The organism is Acinetobacter sp. GW821-FHT01E09 (assembly GCF_059422385.1).
In genome coordinates this window covers 3,440,053-3,454,991 of record NZ_JBWKWU010000001.1, presented here as the reverse complement: position 1 = coordinate 3,454,991, position 14,939 = coordinate 3,440,053, and the positions used below count along the sequence as shown (strand labels likewise).

14 protein-coding genes are annotated in these 14,939 nt (G+C 39.2%); 6 read left to right on the top strand and 8 right to left on the bottom strand.

Annotation, left to right across the window (positions count from 1 at the left end; genetic code table 11):
• The first annotated feature begins 284 nt into the window (after positions 1-284).
• Positions 285-1,355: a sigma-54 interaction domain-containing protein gene (locus AC07U8_RS15865; protein ID WP_494738257.1), complete on the top strand. Its 1,071-nt coding sequence runs from the start codon at positions 285-287 to the stop codon at positions 1,353-1,355.
• 42 nt (positions 1,356-1,397) lie between these two features.
• Here the strand turns inward: AC07U8_RS15865 and tatC are convergent, their stop codons facing one another.
• From tatC to AC07U8_RS15830, 7 genes are all read right to left on the bottom strand, one after another.
• Positions 1,398-2,135: a twin-arginine translocase subunit TatC gene (tatC, locus tag AC07U8_RS15860; protein WP_446083002.1), complete on the bottom strand. Its 738-nt coding sequence runs from the start codon at positions 2,133-2,135 to the stop codon at positions 1,398-1,400.
• On the bottom strand, positions 2,132-2,548 hold the full coding sequence (gene tatB, locus AC07U8_RS15855; RefSeq protein ID WP_004823389.1) for a Sec-independent protein translocase protein TatB: 417 nt from the start codon (positions 2,546-2,548) through the stop codon (positions 2,132-2,134). The genes tatC and tatB overlap by 4 nt, the downstream gene beginning before the upstream one ends.
• A 13-nt stretch (positions 2,549-2,561) precedes the next feature.
• Positions 2,562-2,777 (bottom strand): Sec-independent protein translocase subunit TatA, encoded by a 216-nt coding sequence (locus AC07U8_RS15850; RefSeq protein ID WP_494738256.1) that lies wholly within the window; start codon positions 2,775-2,777, stop codon positions 2,562-2,564.
• Between the two features lie 96 nt (positions 2,778-2,873).
• Positions 2,874-3,629 (bottom strand): ABC transporter ATP-binding protein, encoded by a 756-nt coding sequence (locus AC07U8_RS15845; protein WP_419309487.1) that lies wholly within the window; start codon positions 3,627-3,629, stop codon positions 2,874-2,876.
• A 30-nt stretch (positions 3,630-3,659) separates the two neighbouring features.
• Positions 3,660-4,448 carry an ABC transporter permease gene (locus tag AC07U8_RS15840; protein WP_494738255.1) on the bottom strand — a complete coding sequence of 263 codons (789 nt, stop codon included), beginning with the start codon at positions 4,446-4,448 and terminating at the stop codon, positions 3,660-3,662.
• Positions 4,448-5,287, bottom strand: coding sequence for an ABC transporter permease (locus AC07U8_RS15835; RefSeq protein WP_004717490.1), 840 nt, complete (start codon positions 5,285-5,287; stop codon positions 4,448-4,450). The genes AC07U8_RS15840 and AC07U8_RS15835 overlap by 1 nt, the downstream gene beginning before the upstream one ends.
• 12 nt (positions 5,288-5,299) lie before the next feature.
• Entirely contained in the window at positions 5,300-6,364 is a 1,065-nt protein-coding gene (locus AC07U8_RS15830; protein WP_239045143.1) for an ABC transporter substrate-binding protein, read from the bottom strand.
• A 315-nt stretch (positions 6,365-6,679) separates the two neighbouring features.
• Here AC07U8_RS15830 and AC07U8_RS15825 point away from each other — a divergent pair, with 315 nt between their 5' ends.
• The 4 genes from AC07U8_RS15825 to AC07U8_RS15810 all read left to right on the top strand — a co-directional run bounded on the left by AC07U8_RS15825 (position 6,680) and on the right by AC07U8_RS15810 (position 10,004).
• On the top strand, positions 6,680-7,813 hold the full coding sequence (locus tag AC07U8_RS15825) for an LLM class flavin-dependent oxidoreductase (protein ID WP_239045144.1): 1,134 nt from the start codon (positions 6,680-6,682) through the stop codon (positions 7,811-7,813).
• A 191-nt stretch (positions 7,814-8,004) separates the two neighbouring features.
• Positions 8,005-8,832 carry an energy transducer TonB gene (locus AC07U8_RS15820; RefSeq protein ID WP_494738254.1) on the top strand — a complete coding sequence of 276 codons (828 nt, stop codon included), beginning with the start codon at positions 8,005-8,007 and terminating at the stop codon, positions 8,830-8,832.
• A gap of 27 nt (positions 8,833-8,859) precedes the next feature.
• The gene (locus AC07U8_RS15815) at positions 8,860-9,600 is read left to right on the top strand and encodes a MotA/TolQ/ExbB proton channel family protein (protein WP_096734860.1); all 741 of its coding nucleotides are present in this window, start codon (positions 8,860-8,862) and stop codon (positions 9,598-9,600) included.
• Complete coding sequence (locus AC07U8_RS15810; protein WP_494738253.1) at positions 9,600-10,004, top strand: ExbD/TolR family protein; 405 nt, start codon at positions 9,600-9,602, stop codon at positions 10,002-10,004. Before AC07U8_RS15815 ends, AC07U8_RS15810 begins: the two co-directional genes overlap by 1 nt.
• A 324-nt stretch (positions 10,005-10,328) precedes the next feature.
• On the opposite strand, the gene AC07U8_RS15805 is transcribed toward AC07U8_RS15810, so the two are convergent.
• Positions 10,329-11,918 carry an ABC transporter substrate-binding protein gene (locus AC07U8_RS15805; protein WP_494738252.1) on the bottom strand — a complete coding sequence of 530 codons (1,590 nt, stop codon included), beginning with the start codon at positions 11,916-11,918 and terminating at the stop codon, positions 10,329-10,331.
• Between the two features lie 284 nt (positions 11,919-12,202).
• Here AC07U8_RS15805 and AC07U8_RS15800 point away from each other — a divergent pair, with 284 nt between their 5' ends.
• A complete protein-coding gene (locus AC07U8_RS15800; protein WP_494738251.1) occupies positions 12,203-14,815 on the top strand; it encodes a TonB-dependent receptor in 2,613 nt (870 codons plus the stop codon).
• The last annotated feature ends 124 nt before the right edge of the window (positions 14,816-14,939 follow it).

Genomic DNA, 14,939 nt, shown 5'->3' with positions numbered 1-14,939 from the left:
AGCAAAATAGATGCCAAATAGTGAGGGGAGATAAAATATATAATTTTTTCAAAAATATTATTGTAAGCTGTTTATATATGATCAATTGACAGACATATTGTTTAAAAAGCAACATTGCATAAAAATAGAAATACATTGATTATAAATGCATAAGCAAAAACGCCTATTAAATCATTCAATATATAAATTTAGGATTAAATATCTGTAATTATTATTTATCAGCTTTGTAATAGAATTGTACTATTCTATTTTAATATCCTCCTCAGCTATTTAAAGGGTTAATTATGAAATCCTATTTGGATAATGATTATAGAGTAATTACCTTGCCTGATAATGGTGTGCCAATTAAGCCAATAAGAGCAAAAGCGATTATATTTTCTGATCAAAACTCTCGTAAGCTATTAAGCCAAGTTGAAACCATTGCACCAAGTTCTGCCAGTGTGATCATCCAAGGTGAATCAGGTACAGGTAAAGAATTAATCGCACGTGAAATTCATTTGAAAAGTGATCGCCAAAATAAGCCGTTTCTTGCTGTCAATTGTGGTGCTTTAGTTGAAACACTTGCAGAATCTGAATTGTTTGGTTATGAAGCAGGCGCATTTACGGGTGCGCATAAGACACGCCCTGGTATTTTTGAAACAGCCGACGGCGGAACTTTGTTTTTGGATGAAGTGGGTGAGTTGCCGTTGTCTTTGCAAGTAAAACTGTTACGTGTATTGCAAGAAAAGGAAGTTGTTCGGGTCGGTGGACGTAAACCGATCCCGATTAATGTACGCATCTTGTCTGGTACACATGTTGATTTGCGTAAAGCTGTCGCGGAAAATAAATTCCGTTTAGATTTATACTATCGCCTAAATGTGGTTGTGCTAAATATTTTACCATTGCGAGAGCGTAAGGGTGACATTTTGCCTTTGGTGGATTTTTTCTTAAACTCCTATTCGCAAAAGATGATTACGCCGAAACCCAGCATCAGTGATCGCGCCAGAAATGCACTACTCAACTATAGTTGGCCGGGAAATATCCGTGAGCTTGAAAATAATATCCATTATGCACTGCTCATCAGTGGTGGCAAAACCGTTGATATTGAACATTTAAGGTTTTCAGAGGAGGGTGGCTCAAGCGTTTTACCAGATAATGATTTGATTCAAGAGTTTGAGGATGTACTCAAGCGTTTATTTCAAGAATATGATGGTGAAGCATGGCACATCATTGAAGATAAAATCGTCAATACTGCTTTTTCAAGTTGCTGGAATAATCAGGTTAAGACTGCAAAAATGTTAGGACTGTCGCGCAATGTTTTACGTAATTTGTTATCAAGATATAATTTATTACCAAATAAAAATGAAATTGTTTAATTGGGCTGTGCAATAGAAACATCCATTTTACCCATGGATGTTTTATTTTGGGCTGGTCATTTTTGTGATCCATAAACCAAGTTCAAACAAAAGCCACATTGGTACTGCCAGTGCAAGCATGCTAAAAATATCAGGGGGTGTAATAAACATTGCGATAAAGAAAAACAAAACAATGATGTGTTTACGGTAATGTTCCAATTGTTGAATAGAAAGAATACCAATAAAAATAAGAATGTAGGTGAGTACAGGGATTTGAAAGGCGATACCAAAAGCCAGAAAAAGCTTGAGACAGAAATCAAGATAACTATTGATATCAGTCATCGGTAAAACATTATCTGGTGAAGCTAAGACAAAGAAGTTTAACGCCAAAGGCAGAATCAAATAATAGGCAAATAAGATGCCAAGATAAAATAAACCGATGCTGGAGAGCACAAGCGCCACGCCAAATTTTCTTTCACTTTGATATAGAGCAGGTGCAATAAAGCGCCAGAATTGATAAAGAATAAAGGGAATCGCCAATAAAATTGCAAAATAAATATTGAGTTTAAAGGGCGCTAAAAATGTACTCATCACATCTGTAGCTATCATGGTTGAATTTTTAGGCAATCGGGATATTAAGGGTTGAGCCAAAAAATGATAATTGTGTTGTGCAAGGGGCAATAAGAGTAAAAAAATAGTTAAGACTGTAGCAATGCTATAGATCAAACGCTTTCTAAGCTCTTTTAAATGTTCGCTATATTTCATTTCAGTGAGTGTTTCACTGAGTATTTGTTCGGTCATGCAGCTTGATCCTCACGCAAGATATTGGATGATGTTGTGTAAATTAAAAAGGGTACTTTTAATTCACGCGCAGAGATTTGATAAACATAATCATGTGTGGGATAAGGGGGCGCTTGATGTGCTATAGCAACAGCGCTATGTACACTTTGGATTTCGTGTTGCATTTGTGCAAGCTGCTGTTTGAGCAGCTCTTCGTTTTGTTTTATTTTGAGCAGCTCTTCTTGCATGATCCTTTTTAGTTCAAGCAATTCCAGTTCATTTTCTAACTCTAGCTGGATTTTGTTAAGGTTATTTTTAAGGGCTCTGTATTTAAGTAATCCCACCCTTAATGTTTGAGGGAGCTTTTCAGGTCCCAATATAATCAGTGCAATAACAGCAAAAGCCAAGAGTTCACCAAAACTGATATTGAACATAATGATTTAGTACTCACCGGTTAGTGTTTTTTTCTTTATTTAAATCGAGATGATGAATTTCTTTAGCCTGATTTGTTTCAGAAAGTTTTTGATCATCAGAATGAACCGAGTCTTTAAAATCTTTAATTGCACCACCTAAATCCTTACCTAAGTTTTTAAGTTTTGATGTACCAAATAATAAAATAACGATCACGGCAAATAATAATATATGCCAAATTGATAAACCCATTTCATATTTCCTTAATAATTTAAAACTTGTTGATATAAATATCATGCTTGAATATATTTTCTAAATAATATTTATATCGATGAATATTCGATTTCATTATGCGCTATGGTCCAGCATATTGAGTGCTTGATTACGATAGTTAAATAATAATTCGCTGTCTTTATGTCTTGGATGGGTCAAAGGAACTTGAATGATTTGTTTAATTTTTCCTGGTCGAGCAGACATTACGATCACGCGATCACCCAGATAAACCGCTTCTTCTATATCATGTGTAACTAGAATCATGGTGATCTTTTGATCTTGCCAAATACGTTGTAATTCAGTTTGCAGATGGCTACGTGTAATTGCATCTAAAGCACCAAAGGGTTCATCTAAAAGTAAAATATCAGGCTGATTAACCAAGCCTCGTGCAATCGCTACCCGCTGCGCCATACCACCCGATAGCTCATGTGGATAAGCATTTTCAAAACCTTTTAAACCCACCATTGTAAGATGTTCTGCCACACGGGCATTTTTTTCGGCACGGCTTAACTCGGTTTCTTCGAGTGCTAAATGAATATTTTCGGAAACACTGAGCCAAGGCAATAGACGGTGCTCCTGAAAAATTAAACCTCGTTTTAAATCTGTCCCTTGTATTGGTGTTTGATTCAGTAAAATCTCACCTTGATAGTCTTTATCTAATCCTGCAATTAAGCGCAACAAGGTCGATTTACCACAGCCACTGCTTCCGACAATAGAAATAAATTCTCCTTGTTGAATATCGAGATGAATACCATCTAATACGGTGAAAGTTTGTTGATCTCGATAAAATGATTTATTGAGTTTTTTAATCGAGAGTAAGGAAAAGCTCATATCAATATCCTGATGAGATGGGTGATTCAGTTAAACACGCCATTGCAGTAGTCGTTTAGAAATCAAGTGAATGCAAAGCGTCATGCCAATACCGCTGAGGGTGACCGTGATTGCACACACCAACAAAATATCCATTTCGGCATTGATTTCAGCTTTCATCATTAAATTGCCTAAGCCTGCACCAGCATTGAATGACAGCTCACTGGCAGTTGTGGTAATCCATGTAAAAGGCACCGCTAAATTCAACCCCGTTAAAATATATGGGAGAGCTTGAGGGAAACGGATTTTTTTAAATTCCTGCCAAAAAGATAATTTGTAAATACGAGCGACTTCACTGTATTTCTGGTCATAATGACTTAGCCCTTGAAAGCTGTTAATCACCATCGGGAAAAAAGAAGCAAGCGCAATAATAAAGATTTTTGCCTGCTCACCATTGCCAAACCACAGTGCAATCAATGGGGTTAAACCAAGTAAGGGTACTTGGCGAATGCTATTAAATAATGGTGAAACCAAGGCATTTAAAATTTTTGAATAGGCAAGTAAGGCACCGAGTAGTAGCCCTGTTGTCGAGCCAAGTAAAAATCCCAGTCCAGCTTTTTTAAGACTTCCCCATGTGTTTAACCATAATTCACCTGTTTCAAGCAGCTGAATAAAAGCAAAATACACCTTCTGTAAAGGCACAAATGCATAGGCATGACTGGCGCCTAAACTTGAATTGTATTGCCATAAAGCCAGTAAAAGGAGCGGGAGCAGCAGACCTTTGATCAAGATCAGTGGTTGCGCAAAAGCACTTTTTAAGTTCAGTGGATGCTGTGACATTATTTCCCCCTTGAACTCAATGCAGGTGATACAAGATATTGTTCGAGCTGACGTAAAGTTTTATCTAAAGCAAAACCAATGATTCCTGTAATAAAAACTCCGACCATGACAACGTCTAAACGTAACATTTGTCGTCCGAGCTCCATCATTTGACCAATGCCAGTGCCTGCAGCAAGTAATTCAACGGCCACCAAAATCAACCAAGCACGACCTAGAGCAATCCGCAGTCCACCGATTAATGGTGGGAGGATGCAAGGGATGATGATGTATCTCAACCATGCTGGAGTTTTTAGTTTGTAGATCTGGCCCAATTCAATATATTTTTTAGGAATATTTCTAACAGCATCCGCTGTTGTGAGTGCGATTGGAAAAAAACAGGCTTTAATAATCAGTAAAATTTTAAATAGTTCACCAATGCCAAAAACCAAAATAAAAATAGGAATAAGCACAAAGATTGGAATTTGATAAAGGATATTGAACAAAATATAAGTGTAATTTCGGAAAGAGGTGAGAGATGCATAGGCAATGCCAAACAAAATCGCACAGGTGGCCGCAATTGAAAAACCCATCAGCAGTCGAGAAAGGCTATCTTTTAAATGCAGTTGTAGTTCACCACTTTGCAACAAGGCAAGAAATGTCTGCCATACCGTTATAGGTGGTACTAAAATTTGGGTTGGAAAAATCTGTAAATAGCTAATCAATTGCCAAACCAGTAACGCCAAGATGGGTGAAAGGAATGAGAGCAAGCGATAGACCTGCTCAGAAGACAATCGCCTCCATAATGGTGCTTTGATCGCCACAATTTTTTTTTCGATAAGCGGATTTACGAGGATTTTCATGACCTAGTTTCCTTACTTATGTTGAATATCAAGTGGTTGTAAATTTTGAATGGCTTGACTGGTAAACTGAGCATTGAGCAACTCTTCAGCTTTGATTGGCGTTTGAATCAATTGGTTTTTTACAGCATGGTCGATGACTTTTGCATAATGCTGTTTAAGAAAATCCACTTGGTACTCAGGTGACCAATCTTGTTGCCAGTTACTGCTGGTATTTTGACTTTCGCGTTGAATCACACTTAGAGGCTGACCAAATTTGGTTTGGCTTTGTTGGAATTCATCTTGATGCTGTGAAATCCACTGCATTGCCCGTACTGTCGCATCAGCAAGTAGTTGGGTTGTGTCTGGATGTTGATCCAGATAAGTCTTGCGTCCCCATAGTTCAGCACGCATTTTCCAGTCAGCGGGTAGACTTTGCGATGACCAAATAATTTTGCCAAGATGGCGATCTTGTAAAGTGAGCGCATCACTTAAGGTAAAAAATGCATCGACGCTTTTAGCGGATAAAGCAGCAGCTCCCGCCTGTGGATTGAGATTGATGATTTGAAAATCTTTAAGCTTTAAACCTTTACTCTGTATCAATTGAGCAAAGTTAATTTCCCAAGGACGACCACGATGTAAGGCAATCTTTTTACCTTTGAGGTCCTCAATGGTTTTGATGGGTGAATCCGCTGGAACCACCAAATAAACATTATTACCGACTCCGCCAGGGACGACAATTTGTGTTCTAACACCAGTGGCATTGAGTACTACCGCAGGAAGATTGCCATAAAAAGCAAAATCAATTTTATTGTTGATAAAGCTTTCATTGACTAAGGTGGCCACAGCCGCAGTGGTTACAGGTTCCCACTTTAATTCAATATTTTTCTGCTTTAATGCTTTTAGAAAAATGGGGTCCTGTGCAATAAGTTGTGGTACACCAATAAAGTCCAGACCGCCAGAAGTTCCATTGGCCACAACCGCAATACGAAGCTGTTGTTGACCGGTTTTACTTTGGTTTGGATCTTCGGTTTTGTGTACGCCACAAGCAACCAATCCTAAAAGACTAAAACTTAAAAAAAGACCAGAAAAAATACGCATATCATCATAAAAATCTAGAAATATAAGGGGATAGAGCAAGAACCAAGCCAAAATAATTATTTTATATAAATCAGTTTGTTATGTTTTTATGATTGGTGTTATTTGAATGGATTAAACAGGTTATGTTGTGAAACCGACAGTATTGGATGGATAAGTGTTGAAATTTCAACACCATGTTTAGCTGGGTTTTTATAATATTTAGATAAAACAACAATATAGATGAATTCATTATTGAATAAAAAACGGCATGGTTTCTGCTCATAAGTTGTATCACTCACGATAGCGTGTAAAACCTTTAAATTATTGAGAAGTATTATGTCTGTTGAATTTTTGTGGAGAATCCCTGTGCATGGGGATGGTCGTCGAGCACATCAGTTACATACACGAGGTGAATGGAACCAGCTGAGCCCAGCAGTACAATCCCCTCAACGTGTGGCACCTCAACATCAAGATGAATTGTTTGCCTACTATGATTATGTACAACAGGTAGCAAAAGCCGCAGATATCGTGGGTTTTCACGGCGCATTGATTCCTGCTTTTCCACATACTGAAGAACCGTGGGTGCTGGCATCGGCATTGGCAAGAGAAACCAAAAGACTCCGATTATTGATTGCGATTCAACCTTGGTTTATCCATCCTGCATACGCAAGCCAAATGGCAGCAAGTTTGCAGCGTCTCAGTCAGGGACGGGTTGAATGGAACGTGATTTCAGGTGGCGGTGGGGCACAGCAACGTGCCTATGGTGATTTTATTGAACATGATCAGCGCTATGCGCGAACCAATGAATTTTTAGAGTTTGTAAAAGGGTATTCGCATCAGGCACCTTTTGACTATGATGGAAAGTTTTTCCACGTTGAACAAGGTGGTTTGAAATACCCAATGAATCAATATGACGTTCCTCGTTTGTGGTTAGCGGGAGCTAGTCCAGCGGCACTGCAAGTTGCAGGTCGGCATGCCGATATCCACTTAACCTGGGGGGAACCTGTTGAACAGCAGAAAAAAGTGATTGAACAGGCGCGCTCCTTCCTTGCACAAAATACCCCAGACCATAAGCTAAAGTTTGGTATGCGTATTGATATTTTGGCACGCCCCACACAGGAACAAGCGTTTCAAGAACTTAAACAGATGTATGAAACCATCGCTGTTGATGGCAATGCATTTGAACGTAAAGATACTGAGTCGGTTGGTGCAAAACGTCAGCAGGCCTTAGCACAAGGCAATCGTTTTGAAGACTTATTTGTCAGTCCAAATGTTTGGGCTGGTATGTCAAATGTAAGGGGTGGTCCAAACTGTATTTTAGTGGGGAGCTATGAACAAGTGGCACAGCGCTTACAAGAATATATCGACATTGGTGTTGGGCATTTTATTCTCGCCAGTAACCCACATTTGGAAGAAGCATATCGGGTTGCTGAAGAAGTCTTACCCTTGGTTGGATATAAATTAAAATAATAAGTTTAGATCCCTTTGAGATATCAGAGGGATCTTGTTGTTTCAACAGCATAGAACTGTCTTAAAACCAACAGCTTTGCTGACAAATCGAAGAATGTTTTTAATTAAATTTATAAAAATTAGTGACTTATATTGTTGGCATGACTTGTGCAATTTTCAATACAGTATTTTATTTTTTAGTTTAAATTGCCATGAGTGAACGAATATTTAATCCCCATCAGCGGGCGTTGCTATTTGGGCAATATGCATCTGCTTCAACTGCAACTGGCATATCAGACCCATTTACACGACATCATTTGGATGTGAGTCAATCACCTCCAGCAAAATTGAATAAATTGTGGATCGCGATCATTGCGGTTGCTGCAGCACATTTAGGTATTTGGTATATCGCAAAACAATTACCGACACCAGCTTTGGACATTGCAAAGCCAGAACCCGTGGTGATTGAAATTGTCAAACCAGTGGAACCACCTAAAGTCATTGAACCTAAAATTCCACCAGTGACGCAAAAACCCAAAATTCCGCCTGTGGTCGAAAAACCAAAACCGATTGCGAAACCTATCGAACAGCCGAAACCTGTTCAAAAAACTGTGGAGCAAGCCAAACCGATTGTAAAACCCATTGCGCAAGACACAGTTCAAAAAACTGAGGAACCTGTTGTAAGCAAAAAACTGAGCGCTGAACCTGCTCCAAAAACAGCAGAACCAGTGAAGCCTACTGATGACAATTTACCTGTGACAGAAGCCAAGGGTTATGCAGGTTATCTAAGCAACCCCGCAGCAGAGTACCCAGAACAGGCCTTAGAACGTGGTTGGGAAGGCTCGGTGATTTTAAGGGTCAAAGTATTGCCAAATGGTAGCCCAGATAGCGTAACAGTCAAACAAAGTAGCGGCAAAAAACTTTTAGACAGTGCGGCTGTAAGAACAGTAAAGCAATGGAAATTTTCACCGGCCTTAGAAGGTAAAACACCTGTCGAAGGTTGGGTTGATGTTCCAATTCATTATCAATTACCGAAATAAACTATTTTAAATTAAGAGGATATCTACATGACAGACATAAATTCATTGATCCATGACGGCACAATCTGGTTATTGGTTGCTTTCTCCATCGTCACATGGGTGTTGATCGTGGTTAAAGTGGTACAGACACAGAAAGCCAGCAAGCAAAGTAAGGTCTTTGTCGAAGCCTTTTGGAAAGCCAAAAATTTGCCTGAGGCAGTGACTCAATCACAACAAGGTGAAGGCCCTACAGCCCGTGTTGCAAATGCCGGTTTTCAAACCTTGATTGAGGCAGATGAAAAGACTCATCAAGATTTGCAAAACAGTTGGAGTCGTCAGGATTTATTAGAGCGTCATTTACGCAAGCAAATTTTAACTGAACGTCGTCAATTGGAAAAAGGTTCTGCATTATTGGCTTCGATTGGCAATAACGCACCGTTCATTGGACTATTTGGAACAGTGTTTGGGATTATTCATGCTTTACAGGCCATTGCACATTCAGGTAATGCAAGTATGGATGTGGTTGCAGGGCCAATTGGTGAGGCCTTGATTGCTACAGGTATTGGTATTGCTGTGGCGGTACCCGCTGTGTTGGCTTATAACTATTTCATACGTAAAGTTAAAACCATCGGTGCAGACCTCGATGATTTTGCCACTGATTTTGTCAGTTTAAATCAAAAAGCGGGCTTTCAGTTACCTGTCGCTAAGCCAAAAAATACCACTGGAAATACTGTAGTCAATCATGATGCATCTAGTAAAGAAGTCAAAGAAAAAGGAGTGTTTGCATAATGGCCGTTTCAACCTCCCAAGAAGATGATGTGGTGAGTGAAATTAACATTACGCCATTGGTTGATGTGATGCTGGTTTTACTCATCGTGTTTATCGTTACAGCGCCCCTGTTAACCAATACCGTGAAAGTAAATTTACCCAAGGCTGCACCGACGCAGTCAACGGATCAGAATAAAGCGGTTGTCATTAGTGTTAATCCGCAAGGAGAAATCTTCCTTGACAAGGAAAAAGTAACTTTGGCAAGTTTTGAAAAAGAGATTCAGTCACGTAAAAACAGCAACCCTAAATTGGCTTTGAATTTAAATGCCGATGAGACCATTCCTTATGGAACAGTTGCAAAATTACTTGCCAGTATTGAGCGAGTAGGGGTAGAAAAATTATCTGTGATTACCGTACCCAAGTAGTCTTTGGATGCTGAATGAAATAGCTGCTGCGGCAGCTTTTTTAGTGTCTAAAAATATGAGTAGTTAAAATTAAAACAGCGTTCAAATTTTATTACTTTGTATAAACATGATTTATATAAGCATGATTTATATACACTGAATGTGTCTAAAATGAATGTGTTAATTACGATTTTGATCAGCAACATAAAGGTCGTTGTGTTGGGCAGTAATAGTTGGGATGCATCATCAGAGCCCCATACTGGATTGACTTTTCGTCCTTGAAAAGTCAGAAGATCGCTGACTACAGTAGCCGCTTGATGGTGTTAAGGCTCTGTAAATTTTATTTTAGGCTTGATTGTTCCATAATTTCTCAAAACGCCACGTTGGGAAAATAGTGTGTTCTGCCGCTAATCCTCCAATCTGTTTCGATGCAGCATCTATGCTATGGCTAAAACCCCAAATCAGCATTCCACCGCGTTCATGTTGAATTTTTTGTGCCTGAGCCAAATACACTTTACGCTTGGCTAAATCGGGTTCAGCCAGTGCTTTATAAAACAGCTCACTATATTCTGGGTCTTTAAAGTTGACACGATTGGTTGTTGAAATTGGCGCATCATTCACTACAGCAGTGGATAAATACGGTGTACCCACGTTGGTTGCATTACTGGAGAATTGCCATTTACTTCGATCAGGTCCATTAAATGTGGCTAAATCAACTTGTTTGACCCGAATACTGACATTGGCTTTCTTTGCTTGTTCTGCAAATATCAGGGCAGGTTGGGCGTTGCCAACGGGGGTAATCAGTTCAACGCTTAAGCCATCTTTAAAGCCCGCTTGAGCCAATAAGTTCTTGGCTTCTGTAATGTCTTGTTGACGTTGTGGCAAATTTAGAAATGCTGGATCCTGTGGCGAATATAAATCATTGGCGATGCGTCCCTGACCGTTTAAACCCCGTTGTATCAGCTCTTGACGATCGGCGATTAAACGAAATGCTTGGCGGACTTTGGGATCATTAAATGGTGCCTGTTGAGTATTAAAGTCAAAACTATTGTGGGTATTGGTTTGAGAACGAACCGTTTGAATATGTTTTGCTTGCTCTAAAATTTTAATGTATTCAGGTGAAATCGCATTTGCAAGATCAATTTGTCCTGCCAATAATGCATTTAGTCGAGAAACTTGATCTTTAAAGTCAATGACTTCAAAACGATCTGCATAAGGCCGATCTGCTTTAAAATAGTTTTCAAACCGAGTAAAGACAGAACGTTGACCGGGGATAAATTCTTTGACTTTATAAGGACCTGCGCCCACAGGGTTATGAATGGGATCAAAATCAGTGGGGACAATACCGCCAAAATTGACCCAAGTTTCAGGCAGCGCCACAAAGCCAGCAATTGAACTAATAAAAGGAATGCGTACTGTATATTGATCTAATTTTTGGATACGATCACGATCAATCCATTGCACAAGATTCCGAAAAGGTGAGGCAAGCTTTGGATCTGTTAAGCGTTGCAATGAAAAAATGACATCATCTGCGCTGACGGTTTTACCATGATGAAACTCTAAACCTTTACGCAGTCGTATGGTCCATTCGCTGGCATTATGATTAGGTTCTGCAAATTCAGCCAAAGCAAGACGAGGAAGCATGTTTTCGTCCCATTCCCAGAGCTTATTATAAATCGCAAATCCACGGGTAATCCCACTTCCTGATGCTGAAAGGTGAGGGTCAAGGCTACCTGATTGTTGTCCACCAATCAGCCCTAATCGAATTGTTCCACCATGCTTAGGGGTACTGGAAAGTGAACTTTGGAATTCAGCGCTAGGTTGTGGAGATTGTCCACAAGCAGATAAACCACTGATTAAAGAAACGCCACCTAGTGCAGTAAGACTTTGGGTTAAAAATTTTCGACGTGAGAGTAACAAGGTTTCATGTGTCATTAAAAATACTCAGTTAGAACGTATTCAGAGGAGATTGCACAATGAATGCCAATTCTTTTTTTATATTTTTCTGATATTTATCAATTAATTATAGCCGTTGTGTTTTTTGTCACTGTTGCTTTTTCAGCATTTCTGTTGAAAAAATAAACATGAATAAAAGTTGTATATCAATGAAGGTTATTTAAAAGTAATAAAAATCAATGTTTTATATTTGAGTTTTGCCTATTTAAAGATTGGCATAGGCTTTGCGTAACGCAGTGTAAATGTATTTTACTGAGTGTGATATGAAACAGAACTTTCAATTAAAGCCACTGGTGATTGCGCTAGGGCTATTTGGGGCAATTTTTCCATGTGCTATTTTTGCTGAAGAAACCTCAGAGCAAGCCAAGGATTCTGATGGTGATGTAATTACCTTAGCTGATGTTGTGGTGACAGGAGCAAATAAAAAAACCACCATTCTCCCCAAGCGTAAAGTTACTACGATTTATGGGACGGATAGTTCTGTATTAGATACCCCTCGTGTCGTTTCACAAGTATCAGAACAACAGTTTCGTGAAGATGTTATTCGTAGTGCAGATGATTTGGTTAAGTATGCTCCAAGTATCACCAGAGGAGGTGGGCAAAATGCCAATTTCGCGCCACAGATACGTGGGCAAAATTCCGAAGTTTTTCAAGATAGCCAACGAATATACAGTACCCGACATCCGACTAATTTAAATGCGTATGAAGCTGCTGATATTGTTGCAGGACCAACGGGGGTAATTTTTGCACCGACCTCAGGTTCAGGGGGATATATTAATTATCTCACCAAAAAACCGAATTTTAATAAAGCAGAAACCACGATTTCGGGATCAGTGGGTTCAGTTTATGCAGGGCAAGGTGCTGAGCCTAATTTCTCAGTCAGTATTGATCATTCCGCACCTATTTCTAAAGAATTGGCATTTCGAGTCAGTGCAACAGCACAACGAACAGATGACTATTATGACAATGTAAAAAATAATTTTAATGCATTTTATGGTGCTTTGGCTTGGCGTCCAGATGACAGTCTACGGGTTGACTGGAATATCAGTTATGACGATTATTCAGATTTTAATGTGACGCATGGTTGGAACAGAGCGACACAACAATCCGTTGATCAAGGGCTTTACTATAAAGGCAGAGCGACCCCGATTATTCAAAACGGTTCAAACTTTTGGTCTCCAGTCTTTGAGTCTGGTGCAGCTCACTCTAAAGTGATTGGTTGGCAAACTCGGCAGAAGAATGACAAAAATCAATATATTGCTGTAGGTCCAGTACAGACTTCTCCTTTGCCAAGTTCCACTGCTGATCAAGCGGGTACAATTCGAGGTTGGGTCTATGATCCATCAATCGCAGGCAATGGCTTAGTCAAATTAGATGATGATGTTTCTGGTCGGAGCGAAGATAAAAATAGTGCAAAGCGTTTTAGTACACAATTTAAACTGGTCAAAGATATCAATGAAAATTGGTCTGTGGCCAATAGTACGCTATATCAAAAGAGTCGTGATTTGGGTGACTCCGTTGGGAGTTTCTTTACCGATTTGGACCATGAATTATTGGACAACCGCTTAGAGTTTTTAGGCGATCATGACTTTGAGCTATTGGGTGTCAAAATCAACAATAAAAGCAGTACAGGTGGCGCTTATCGGCATGAGAAATTTACCTCTCTCGCAGCAAACAATAGTTTTAATATCAATCCTTATGATTTAACCAATGATCCATCACAGAAAAACCCTGGAGATTTATTGGGATTGGTCAATCATGGCGGTTCGACTGGAAGTTGGATTGGGCAGGCTGGTGTTCCACAGTATTCGCAGTATTTCGGCTATTTAAATTTGCCTCGAATGTACCCTGTGGGTCATGGCTTATATGCTGAAAAAGGCGGTTTTCCTCCCAATGGAGGTGGTGCAGTTTATACAGGAACAGGCTTTTGGGATACTTACAGCGTATTTACACAGCAAAATTTTACTTTTAATGATGTTTTTGGGATTAATCTGGGAATTAACCACAGTTCTATAAAAGCAAAATTAGAGAATCCACTGGTTTTAGTCCCTACAGATGTCCGCTCAGATTCCAATACATATAGTTTGCTTAGCTATCAAGCCAGTACCTTTATTAAACCTACTGAAAAAAGTACCCTATATTTTACTTATGATAAAAGTACAGCTTTGAATACGGGTGTATTTGGTCCATTTTTAATTTGGGGCGCTGGAAATCAGCTAAATCCTTTGGCTTTTGACAGCCAAAGTGAATTAAAAGAAGTGGGAGTGAAATACGAGCCGATCACTGATCAACTTCTGTTAACGCTCAGTGGTTTTGAACAGAAGCGCGATTTATCACCTGATACCAATGGCAATATGGCGCGTTTTGAAATCAAAGGCCTTGAATCATCATTACGTTGGCAGCTACAAAAAAATATCGCGATCGGGGCAAACTTAACCTATCTCAATGCTGAATATTCTTCCATTATTCCGGCTGGTTTTTCACCTTTTGGTTTCCATGCAGACAATGCGACGGTATGGGGCGATAGCAATGCTTTAAACCAACGCAAAGCAGGACGTTATGATGCAGCAGGCATTCCTAAATATTCTGCAAGTGCTTATGTGGACTATCAGCACCAGTCAGGTTTTGGACTAAACTTATCGGGCTGGTGGACAAGTAACTGGTATACCAATCTAAGTCAGACCGTAAAGGTACCCAATAATTATAATTTAGATTTGGGACTTTATTATCGTCAACCGCAGTGGACAGTGGGCTTAAATATTCTTAATTTGACCAATGAGCGTAATTTCGTAAATGGTTTAGCTGGTGCAAATAGCGAGTTTTTACAGCCAATGCGCCCATTGACGGTACAAGGACAATTTAGCTATAAATTCTAAATTAAACAGATTTTTATTTTCTTTTGATTTAACCAATAGCCATACTTTTGTATGGCTTTTTATAAATTGATTTTTAGTAGATATAATTAAAAACAGCAAAATGTTGAAATAACAACAATACGAC